Below are 9,816 nucleotides of genomic sequence, written 5' to 3' on the forward strand. Positions count from 1 at the left end.
GGTCTAGCCTGAGCGCGTGAGCCCGCAGGATCCCGCCGCGTTCCGCACACGCCCCGAGCATCGGTGGCCGGTGCTCATCGCCCTCGCCGTCGGGACGGGTCTGTACGCCGTCCTGCCGAGCGAGGCGTCGGGGGTGCTCCGCTACGTCGTGGTGGGCGCGGGTGTGCTCTGCGCGATCCCGATGATCGCCACCAACCCCTCCCGGCTGACGCGCGATTCACGCTGGGGCCGCGGCTTCGCACTGGCGTTCACGGCGCTGCTGCTGCTCGCGAACCAGGTCGCCCTCGTGCTGCTCATCCGCCAGTTGCTGCAGGGGGAGGGCGAGGGGGCCACGACCCTGCTCGGAGCGGCCCAGGTGTGGGCGATCAACGTCATCGGCTATGCCGTCGTCTACTGGGAGATGGACCGGGGCGGACCCATCGCCCGTCGCCGAGACCTGCGCGACGCGCTGCCCGCTGCCGACTTCCAGTTCCCGCAGGACTCCGACGGCGACGCGGTGAGCGAGGTGCGGCGCCGCTCGTCCGACGTCGACGACTGGGCGCCCGGCTACGTCGATTACCTCTACTTCTCGGCATCCAACGCGATGGCGTTCAGCCCGACCGACGTCATGCCGCTGACCGCGCGCGCGAAGCTGTTCATGATGGTGCAGGCGGTGTCGGGGTTCATCCTGCTCGCGCTGGTCATCGCGCGGAGCGTGAACGTCCTGAACTGAGGGTGGGCCCTGCCGGGATCGAACCGACGACATCCACGGTGTAAACGTGGCGCTCTACCAGCTGAGCTAAAGGCCCGGGATGCCACGAGTCTAGCGCGGCGCCGCCCCGAGGCCCGCCTCATCCCGATGCCCGCGCCGCCCCGATGCCCGCGCCGATCCGCCGGGCAGCCGCGAGATCACATCCCCTTCACGACATCACACACCGTTCGGCAGAAAGTCAGGTGATCTCGTACGGATCGAGTGATCTCGCCGCGCGGGCGAAGACGACCACTGGGAGCCGCGGCGCCCCCTGGTCCGAGGACGCACCGCCGATGTCCCACCCCCGGGGTAGCGTTGAGCCCGTGAATGCCGATCCCGCCGACCAGCGCAAACTGCTCGACCTCGCCGACCTCGACGCGCGAATCCACCGCGACGAGAAGGTCGCCGCGAACCCCCCGCAGGCCGAGCGTGTTCGTGCGTTGATCGCGCAGCGGGGGACGCTCTCTCAAGAGCTCGGGTCCCGGTCGAACGCGCGTGACGACATCACCGCCGAACTGAAGCGTCTCGAGTCCGACGTCGCCGTGGTCGATGCTCGTATCACCCGCGACACCGAGCGGCTCGCCGCCTCGTCGAACGCGAAGCAGGCGCAGGGCTTCGAGAACGAGCTGGTGTCGCTCCGGCGCCGCAAGGACGACCTCGAAGACATCGAGATCGCCCTCATGGAGCGCCTCGAAACGGCCGACGCCGCCGTCGCCGAGCAACAAGCACTGATCGCCGATACCAACGCGCAGGGCGCGCAGCTCAGCGCCGAGGCCAAGACCACCGTCGCCGACGCGACCACCCGCCTCGAGGGTGCGCGTCGCGATCGCGACGCCGTCGCCGCCTCGATCCCCGCCGACCTGCTCGCCCTCTACGAGCGTCTCGCTTCCCGCGGCAACGGGGCCGGGCTCCTCCAGGCCGGCGCGTGCGAGGCATGCCGCATGGTGCTGCCGCCCAGCGACCTCAACGTGGTGCGCCGCTCGCAGACCGACGAGGTGGTGTTTTGCCCCGAGTGCGGCGCGATCCTCGTTCGCACCGAAGAATCCCGATGACCCCGATCGGCGTCCGTGGTCTCTGACACGGTCGTCGGGCGCAGCGCGACCGGGCGTTTCGCCCTCGTCTCCCTGGGGCCGGATGCCGTGCCGTCGGGCACCGTCGAGATCGACGCCCTCGCCGACGCCGTCTCCATGCGAGAGAGCGCGGGCGACGTTCGATGGGTCTGGGCCGACACCTCCGTGACCTATCCGCGCCTGCTCGCGGCCGGCGTGCGCGTCGCCCGCGCCTGGGACCTCCGGCTCGTGCACGCCATCCTCCGCCAGGCGCGGGCGGTGACCGACGACCACGGACTCCGCGACGCCGCGCAATGGGAGGCCGACAGCGCCGTGCCCGTCGGCGGAGACACGCTCTTCGACCTGGGCGACTCGGCATCCGGGGTCCCCGACAGCGCCGACGCCGCGATGGCGGAGTACCGCCGCCAGGTCGCCGCGATCACGTCGTCGGAGACACCCGGCGCGCTGCGATTGCTGTGCGCGGCCGAGTCGGCGGGGGCGCTCATCTCGGCGGAACTCCACGCCGCGGGAGTGCCATGGAGCCGTGCCGCGCACGAAGAACTCCTCGAGAGCGAACTCGGCGCCCGGCGCGGGGGAGGGCTGCCCACCCGCATCGAGCAGGCAGCCGTCGCCGTGCGGGCGGCACTCGGCGACCCCTCGGCCTCGCTCGACTCGCAGCCGCGCCTGCTGCGCTCGCTGCACCGCGCAGGACTGCTGGTGCAGTCCACGAGCCGGTGGGAGCTCGCCGAGCACGACCACCCCGCCGTCGCTCCGCTGATCGCTTACAAGAAGCTCATGCGCCTGTACACGGCGAACGGGTGGGCGTGGCTCGACGAATGGGTGCGCGATGACCGGTTCCGCCCCGTCTACGTCCCGGCGGGTGTCGTCACGGGCCGGTGGGCCTCGTCGGGCGGGGGAGCACTGCAGATCCCGCGCTCGCTGCGTACGGCCGTCCGCGCAGACGCCGGCTGGACGCTCGTCACCGCCGACGTCGCCCAGCTCGAACCGCGCGTGCTCGCGGCGATGGCGCGCGACACGGCGCTGGCCGAAGCGGCATCCGGTCGCGACCTCTACGCCGGCATCGTCGAGCGCGGAGCCGTCGCCAGCCGCGCCGAGGCGAAGCTCGCGATGCTGGGCGCGATGTACGGCGCCACGACGGGTGAGAGCGGGCGTCTGCTGCCGCGCCTGCGGCGCACGTTCCCCCGCGCGATGCAGCTCGTCGACGATGCGGCCCGCACGGGGGAGGACGGCGGGGTCGTGCACACGTGGCTCGGGCGCACGTCGCCCCTGGCGGGGGAGTCATGGCGTGAGCTGCAGTCGCGGGCGAGCGACGCCGCGGCATCCGGAGTCGACGAGACCCGCGCACGCCGCTCCGCCCGCGACCGGGGCCGCTTCACCCGCAATTTCGTCGTGCAGGGAACGGCCGCGGAGTGGGCGCTGGCGTGGCTGGCCGACCTGCGCGCGCGCCTGGCCGCCCTCCCCGAGGTGGATGCCACCCGCGCGGCGCCCGCATCGGGCGCGGTGTTCCAACGCGCACCGCACCTCGCGTTCTTCCTCCACGACGAGATCGTCGTGCACACCCCCCTCGAGCACGCGGATGCCGTGGCCGAGGCGGTGCGCGAGTCGGCTGCATCGGCGGGCCGGCTGCTCTTCGGCGCGTTCCCGATCGACTTCCCCCTCGACCTGCGCGTCGGCCAGACGGCGGAGAAGGGCTGAGCGCGCCCGCCGGTACACTGGGTGACGCGAATGGGTCGGCTGGACGGTCGCGTCACGGGTTCGCCCGTGCCGAGGAACGTCCGGGCTCCACAGGGCAGGACGGTGGGTAACGCCCACCCGGAGCAATCCGCGAGACAGTGCCACAGAGAGCAGACCGCCCGCACCGCGCTCGTCGTGGGAGCGGGTAAGGGTGAAAGGGTGGTGTAAGAGACCACCGGGGTCGTGGTGACACGACCCGCGAGGTAAACCTCGTCCGGAGCAAGGCCAGACAGGGGATGACGACGCGGCTCGCCGAGTCCCCGGGTAGGCCGCTGGAGCGGCACGGCAACGTGTCGCCGAGAGAGATGACCGTCCACGGGGCTCACGCCCCCGGACAGAACCCGGCGTACAGGCCGACCCATTCGCCCCTTCCCGTCTGACCGGGTATTTCTCTATGCGCTGCTGCTGGGTGGAACGCGTGTTCGCGACGGGGACGGTCCTCCAGTTCGTATCGGCGGGGTCTGCCCTGGTCGAGGTGTCGACGGGTCACGCCCGGATGACGCTGTTCGGTTCCGGCTCTGCGGCGATTTCGCTGAGGATGGCCGTTCGGGATTCTGCGACAGGTGCGACGATCCCGGGCAGCTCGGCGGGTGCGTCTGCGCGTCTCGCGGCGTCCGTCACGAACGGGGCGAGCATGAGGTTCGGCACTCTCGCGGCAATCCGTCCCGGGCCTGTCGAGGTCGTGGTGCTCGTCGTGGTGTCCTGCTCTGTCCAGACCTCGTTCGACGTGGACGCGCCAACTCTCATGGTGAAGCCGCTATAGCTGTTCGCGGTTGCATTCGCGCGCCCAGCTGCGGCTCCAGTGAGTGGCCGTCTCAGTCGGCGGCGAGGTCGGCGATCGAGAATTCCCAGCGCTCGTCGGGCAAGTACTCCACGTCGAAGGCGCGACGCGCCAGGAACTGTCCGTTGACGGTGAACACAAAATCGGCGCGTCCGGGGGAGTTACATACGACGGGCAGGGTCATCACCGTGAGAGCTGGGACCACGCCCGTCTCATGCCGACCGGTGAGGTCTTCGAGAGCGAGAGCGACGCTCTCATTGAAGTCTTCTACGTCGCGTGTCAAGTCGAAGTCGTCGGGGAGATCGTCGTGTTCCGCCAAGTAGCGCATCGTCTTCGCGGTCGGGGTCACGATTCGCGCGGCGTTGGTCGGTGAGTCAATGGTGACCCGCAACGACCAATCCCGATAGGCGTCTTCCAGCGTGAAGTTGACGCGGACTATGGCGGTCAGCATCGTGAGGTGCGGAAACGCCGACAGGGCGATCGCTCCGAGCTGCGCCCCCTCAGCGCTGAAGGTGTCGTTGTCTCGATCTCCCTTACCGTCCATCGCCAGCACGGCGTAGCCTAGCCGATCTTTCATGCGAAGCCGGTTGTGGGTGAACCAATCCTTCGCTTTGTCGAGGGCGGGCTGAGCGCCTTCGTCCTCCGTCTCGAAGGCCTTCGTGGCTATGGCGACGACGAACGCCTCCGCGTTGATCACGGGCATGCGTCGCAACTGCGCGTCGTTGATTTCCAGGAAGAGATTGCTCGCCAGCCAAGCTGTGCGTTTGTTTCCGTCGTAGAAGTACTGCGTGCTACTCAACCCGTGCATGATGACGGCAGCCTTGGCTACGAGGGAGGGAGCGAGATCGACCCCCAGGAACGTGGCAGACGCGCGGCCAAGCGCAGCTCGGATCCCGGCCTCATCGCGAACCCCGGCACCTGGTCCGCAGTGCTCCGCGTTGATCTCGGCGACGGTCTCGAAGTCGATATAGAGAACAGTCATTCGCGCGCGAGGCGGGCGAGCAGTTCTGCGTCGCGCACAGCCAGACGACGGACCAGTTCACGCGCGGCAGCTTGATCGACGTAAGTGACCCCATCACGCGTCACCGTTGGGGCGTTCACGAACGTCAACGGCTGATCCTGGTTCTCGCGGGTGATGGACATGACGCCCACTGTATTCAGCCATGCTGTGTGCCACCAGGCATCCGGCAATACCCGTGCCAGGATCGTTGCACCCGCATGGAAGGCGGACCCCGATGCCGAAGTTCCTCACGTATGACCAGGCCGCAGCGCGGACCAGCAGCCACGTCGAGACATTCAAGCGGTGGCGACGCATGGGCCTATCGTTCGCGATGGTGGACGGCCGTCGGATGATCCGTGAGGATGCGCTGTTGGCGTTCTGGCGCGAGCGGATGAAGGCCGATCCGGTGCATCAGGCGAGGATCGCCCGGGACCGCCTCCGGGACGCTTCGGGCGCCGTGGTGGCATCGGTGCTGCCCCGAGCTACGAAACGGCGTCAGGCGGGCGCACCGCGTCACACAGCAGCACCCCGACCGCGGCGCGCCCCTGACGGTGATCCGCTGGGGAACGTCGCTCCGATGCGCGGCGCTCGGGAGTTCGCAGCCCTCCAGGACGCTCTCCGCAACATCACGCCGTCCTGCGATGGTATGGACACCTACACGGCCGATCGCCCGTCAGAGGACGACGTGGCGGCGATGATGAAGATTTGCGCATCGCGCCCCGTGCTGGAGCTGTGCCAGGCGTATGCGGTTGTCGGCCGCCCGTCTGCCGGCCACTGGCCGGCCCCACGATCAAACGTCTGAGCGAAGGATCTCGTTCGCTCGGGAACGGACGCGTTCGACGTCGAGCGATAGAGCGCTCGCGTCTGTATTCGCATCGATCTTGATGCCGTCGGCTGAGGCGAGGCTACGCTCCCGGGCGATACGAGCGACGTGTTCCGCCGCCTTTTCGTGTGCCAGCTCTGAAGCTCTCGCGGTGATGTTGGCCATGATGCCGTCGAATCCTGATGCCATGTCGGCAATGTGGAGCACACCGCGTTCGCTCTGGAAGGGGGGCGGACCGCGTCGGGTCCGCGAGTCCGCACGCAGACCGCAGAAAGTCCGCAGAATGCCCTCACGCCCACTTCATAGACCATCAAGCGCCGCATACAAGATTCGGCCCACGACCGGGCATTACTCAACTGAACTGCAAATCCCGTTCATCACCGTAACCAGTGCGCTCAGAACCCGGCGTACAGGCCGGCCCATTCGCCCCCATCTTCTTGTAACCGGACTTGCGTGCGGACACGTCAACGTTTCGGGATCGGTCTGCTGACCCGTCGCACGCAGGAGACTCACAGCTTGTCGCCTGATCCGAGGACAAGCCAATTCGCCGTCAGACGTCCTCACTTTGCAGAACATCCAAGTTGAGTTCCCAGCGGTAGGTGCAGCAACAGGTTTTCAATGCCGGGGATTGGGTGAGTGGCGAACCGGATTGCCGCGCACGAACCAGCGAGCCGCTACTCGGGGACCGCCAGCAGACGCCGTAGCTGATGACCGGCGCACGTGCTCGCCCCGCCCTGGCGGACCAGGAACGTGCGAGATTTGCGGCAAACTAACTTAGGACTCGGACTATGCCAGGTATCGACCCCGGGGATCAGTCAACGCAAAACGTTTCATCGGTGCGACCGTTCCCTGTCATGATTGAACCTCATCGCTGACATCAGTCTTGGGGGCAACGTTGGTCAACAATGAAACGCGTAGTCGCACGCTCGTCGCATACTCCATCCATGGCAGAGTGCGCGACGGGGTGATCGACTACAAAGATTTCTTCGACAAGATAGTGAATCGCGCAGGTGAGATACCCGTCCGACGACGGATTGTCGGCCAGATGGTGGCCCTGACTGCCGCGTTCAGGCAAGACGATGGAACCTTCGCCTTGCGCTTTATTTCCGGTAACGAATTCGATGTCCCAATATTCTTCAACGATCGTACCGGTCAAGAAGAACCTGTCGACGTAGACGGAGGATTGTTCGTCGTTGGGACGTGGGTGATCGTTAACCCCGACTCACGAATGGTTGCCGTCGAGTCCAAGCGTCCGGGCGTGGGCTCAATGTTGATAGAGCGGTATCTGCAGATGGAAGGCCGCGAATTTGGTTACGATGATTTGAGCATTGATCTAAATCAGGCGTCGACAGACGGCTTCGACACGGCCGTCCGTGAATTGGATACCATCAAGAAGGTCTCCGTTACCGTGAAACAGCCTAATTTTGACTGGTCCGACGGCCATAACGCAATCCATGATTACGCGGAGCAATCGGGTGCCGATTCGGCGACGGTTGAGATGCGCGCCCCTCGGGGCGAAGGGCTATCCGTGTCTAGGGGCATCGTCCACGACATTCTCGGACTCGCTCGACAGCGGATTAGTTCGCTTCGAAACGTGATAGTCACGGGGTCTGAAGCCGGCGAAGCCGGAGACAAGACAATTAATCTGAACCGTTTTCAACGGAAGACCTCGGTGCGGGTCAAGAGAGGTGCGACGCCGATGGAGGAGCTAGACGCACTCGCGCCCGCAGCGGAAGCACTCACCAGCGAGTCAGACGACAGCGACTCTTCCTAGTCGCTGAAAAGGAGACTGATGCGACCTGCCAACGGAGGCGACTTCTGGCGTACTCATGTCTGGAAACGTCGTCGGCAATTATCACATGACACGGCGCCTTGGGTGGCGCTTGGACTTGCGGTCGCGTTCACGGCAGCCGCCCCTTCATTGCCGGTTGCAGCGATGCCGGTCACAGACCTCGCGGACGCGGGTCTTCTCTACGCCGCTCTTAGCTTTGCTGCGGCCATAGCTGGGGTCGGCATTGCGTTCGGCGTCCCAGGGGCGGAACGAATTCAGAGGTGGTCAACTCTTAGGTCGAAAGGCTCCGATTTCGCTGCCTTCAGTGACCTGGCCTTTGTTTTCACTTGGGCCGCGATGGTGCAGGTCGCGGTTGTCATCGTCTCGTTCCTTGCAATAGTATTTGGTCGTGACGCAACTGTCATTCCCGCCGGTGTCTCCATTGAAGATGCCCCAATGCACTATCTCTCTTTATTGTTTTCCGTGTGGTTATGGTGGTACGCATTGTTCGAACTGACCGCCGTCATTCGAACGGTGATGCAGGTTACTAACGCTATCGTCACTGAGGAATCAAGCTAAGCATATAAATCACAACATCGGCCCTAACGTCTTCCGTTGCAGACCGGGAGACAGCTTCCTGAAACGTCGGTTCCGCCGGAAAGGGAGCGCGCAATTGGGTAGGCGGTTCAAGGAGAGGGCCGCGACACCCACGGGGTTTGGGCAAGTATCTGTACAGCGTGCCGCGCTATCTGTACGAACGCGCCGCGCTGTCGCACCAGGTTGGCAGACCGTCAGGTCGACACAACTCCAGGTCGATGCTCGACCCTGCCACTCCAAACCGACCGGCGCCTCGCGCCGAATACCCATCGACCCTCCTGCTGGCCCCCTGCCTCAGGAGGGTCGCCCTATGCAGGCGGGTGAACGATGCGCGTCCCGTCCAGCGCGGGGGTGAATGTCGGAGTTATGTTCTAACATCGAGCACGGCCGGGGAAGGGGTCCGGTGCATGGGTTCGACGAGGGTCAGCGACGAGATGGTGGCGCGGGTGCTGGCATCCATCGCCCCCTGCACCCTGCAGCCCGAGACGTGGGGCGTGCGCTCGATCGAGTGGTACGCGCACAAGCGCCCGGTATGGGCGTGGGTCACGTGGCCGAATCGCGCGGCCACGCGCGAACCGGCCTGGGCGACCGGCGGCAACGACCGCGTGGTCATGCTCGAGGTGCCGTGCGAAGGCGGGCACTGGGCGCCGGTCGTGTGGCGCAACGCCGTCAGCGTGCGTGACGCCGCGAGCTGAGCGACGCTGCCGGCGGATCAACGGCCCGGGCTGAGAGCGCGCCACTCGCAGCGAGACGCCGCATCCCGGTCAGCCGCGCCACGATACGGTCACGCGCAGAGCGATAGCGAGGCGGCATCGACGATCGCGAATACGTCATCGCCGCCCGCCGCGAGGGCTTTCCCCGCCACCGTCACACTGATCTTCTCGTCGTCGACGTCTTGAGCGAGCTGGTCGCAGGCGGCCTGGCCCGCGGCCAGGAGGTCGGCGTCGGAAGCGGTTTCGACGACGCTGCCCTCGGGAGCTTCGTCACGCGCGATCGACAGGTAGGCGGCCTCGTCGCGCGGCGCGTCGGTCGCGTCGCCACCGACGACGATGGTCGAGTCGCCGCTGGTGAACGTGCCGGTCTGCCCGGGAGTGATGGTGATGGTTTCCACGGTGGTCTCGCTGGCGCAGCCGGCGAGCAGGACGAGGGCGACGACGGACGCGGCGAGGGCGAGAGAACGCTTCATCCCTTCACCATAGCCAGGCTGAAAGTCACCTGAATGGCACGCCGTCGAGCGCCCTACTTGACCGCCGGGAGCGCCTCGGGAACGGGAACGGCGAGCGAGGCCGCGCCGATGATGCCCGCGTTGT

At 66.6% G+C, this 9,816-nt stretch carries 12 protein-coding genes, 1 tRNA gene and 1 other RNA gene; 9 read left to right on the forward strand and 5 right to left on the reverse strand.

The window, feature by feature from the left end; all coding sequences use genetic code 11:
• Positions 1-16 precede the first annotated feature (16 nt).
• On the forward strand, positions 17-712 hold the full coding sequence (locus tag RWP81_RS10315) for a DUF1345 domain-containing protein (RefSeq protein WP_314455781.1): 696 nt from the start codon (positions 17-19) through the stop codon (positions 710-712).
• Positions 713-715: 3 nt separating this feature from the next.
• Here the strand turns inward: RWP81_RS10315 and RWP81_RS10320 are convergent.
• Positions 716-788, reverse strand: a tRNA-Val gene (locus RWP81_RS10320).
• A gap of 265 nt (positions 789-1,053) precedes the next feature.
• On the opposite strand from RWP81_RS10320, the gene RWP81_RS10325 reads away from it, so the two are divergent.
• The 4 genes from RWP81_RS10325 to RWP81_RS10340 all read left to right on the forward strand — a co-directional run bounded on the left by RWP81_RS10325 (position 1,054) and on the right by RWP81_RS10340 (position 4,297).
• Positions 1,054-1,782: a C4-type zinc ribbon domain-containing protein gene (locus RWP81_RS10325; RefSeq protein ID WP_314455784.1), complete on the forward strand. Its 729-nt coding sequence runs from the start codon at positions 1,054-1,056 to the stop codon at positions 1,780-1,782.
• Between the two features lie 15 nt (positions 1,783-1,797).
• Positions 1,798-3,495, forward strand: coding sequence for a bifunctional 3'-5' exonuclease/DNA polymerase (locus tag RWP81_RS10330; RefSeq protein WP_314455788.1), 1,698 nt, complete (start codon positions 1,798-1,800; stop codon positions 3,493-3,495).
• 31 nt (positions 3,496-3,526) lie between these two features.
• Positions 3,527-3,899: RNase P RNA component class A (gene rnpB / locus RWP81_RS10335), an RNA gene on the forward strand.
• A 44-nt stretch (positions 3,900-3,943) separates the two neighbouring features.
• Positions 3,944-4,297, forward strand: coding sequence for a hypothetical protein (locus RWP81_RS10340; RefSeq protein ID WP_314455791.1), 354 nt, complete (start codon positions 3,944-3,946; stop codon positions 4,295-4,297).
• A 52-nt stretch (positions 4,298-4,349) separates the two neighbouring features.
• Here RWP81_RS10340 and RWP81_RS10345 read toward each other — a convergent pair whose 3' ends face one another.
• The gene (locus RWP81_RS10345; RefSeq protein ID WP_314455794.1) at positions 4,350-5,297 is read right to left on the reverse strand and encodes a Fic family protein; all 948 of its coding nucleotides are present in this window, start codon (positions 5,295-5,297) and stop codon (positions 4,350-4,352) included.
• Entirely contained in the window at positions 5,294-5,458 is a 165-nt protein-coding gene (locus RWP81_RS10350; RefSeq protein ID WP_314455797.1) for a hypothetical protein, read from the reverse strand. The genes RWP81_RS10345 and RWP81_RS10350 overlap by 4 nt, the downstream gene beginning before the upstream one ends.
• Before the next feature lie 92 nt (positions 5,459-5,550).
• Between RWP81_RS10350 and RWP81_RS10355 the strand changes: the two genes are divergently transcribed.
• The gene (locus RWP81_RS10355) at positions 5,551-6,117 is read left to right on the forward strand and encodes a hypothetical protein (RefSeq protein ID WP_314455801.1); all 567 of its coding nucleotides are present in this window, start codon (positions 5,551-5,553) and stop codon (positions 6,115-6,117) included.
• On the opposite strand, the gene RWP81_RS10360 is transcribed toward RWP81_RS10355, so the two are convergent.
• Positions 6,106-6,327, reverse strand: a complete 222-nt coding sequence (locus RWP81_RS10360) for a hypothetical protein (RefSeq protein ID WP_314455804.1) — start codon at positions 6,325-6,327, stop codon at positions 6,106-6,108. The genes RWP81_RS10355 and RWP81_RS10360 overlap by 12 nt on opposite strands.
• Before the next feature lie 775 nt (positions 6,328-7,102).
• On the opposite strand from RWP81_RS10360, the gene RWP81_RS10365 reads away from it, so the two are divergent.
• The 3 genes from RWP81_RS10365 (at position 7,103) to RWP81_RS10375 (ending at position 9,201) form a co-directional block, all read left to right on the forward strand.
• Positions 7,103-7,912: a hypothetical protein gene (locus RWP81_RS10365; RefSeq protein ID WP_314455806.1), complete on the forward strand. Its 810-nt coding sequence runs from the start codon at positions 7,103-7,105 to the stop codon at positions 7,910-7,912.
• A gap of 18 nt (positions 7,913-7,930) precedes the next feature.
• Positions 7,931-8,488 (forward strand): hypothetical protein, encoded by a 558-nt coding sequence (locus tag RWP81_RS10370; RefSeq protein ID WP_314455808.1) that lies wholly within the window; start codon positions 7,931-7,933, stop codon positions 8,486-8,488.
• A gap of 425 nt (positions 8,489-8,913) precedes the next feature.
• Complete coding sequence (locus tag RWP81_RS10375; protein WP_314455810.1) at positions 8,914-9,201, forward strand: hypothetical protein; 288 nt, start codon at positions 8,914-8,916, stop codon at positions 9,199-9,201.
• Positions 9,202-9,290: 89 nt separating this feature from the next.
• Here RWP81_RS10375 and RWP81_RS10380 read toward each other — a convergent pair whose 3' ends face one another.
• Positions 9,291-9,692 carry a hypothetical protein gene (locus RWP81_RS10380; protein ID WP_314455813.1) on the reverse strand — a complete coding sequence of 134 codons (402 nt, stop codon included), beginning with the start codon at positions 9,690-9,692 and terminating at the stop codon, positions 9,291-9,293.
• Between the last annotated feature and the right edge of the window lie 124 nt (positions 9,693-9,816).

It is taken from the genome of uncultured Microbacterium sp., from assembly GCF_963521695.1.
GTDB lineage: Bacteria > Actinomycetota > Actinomycetes > Actinomycetales > Microbacteriaceae > Microbacterium.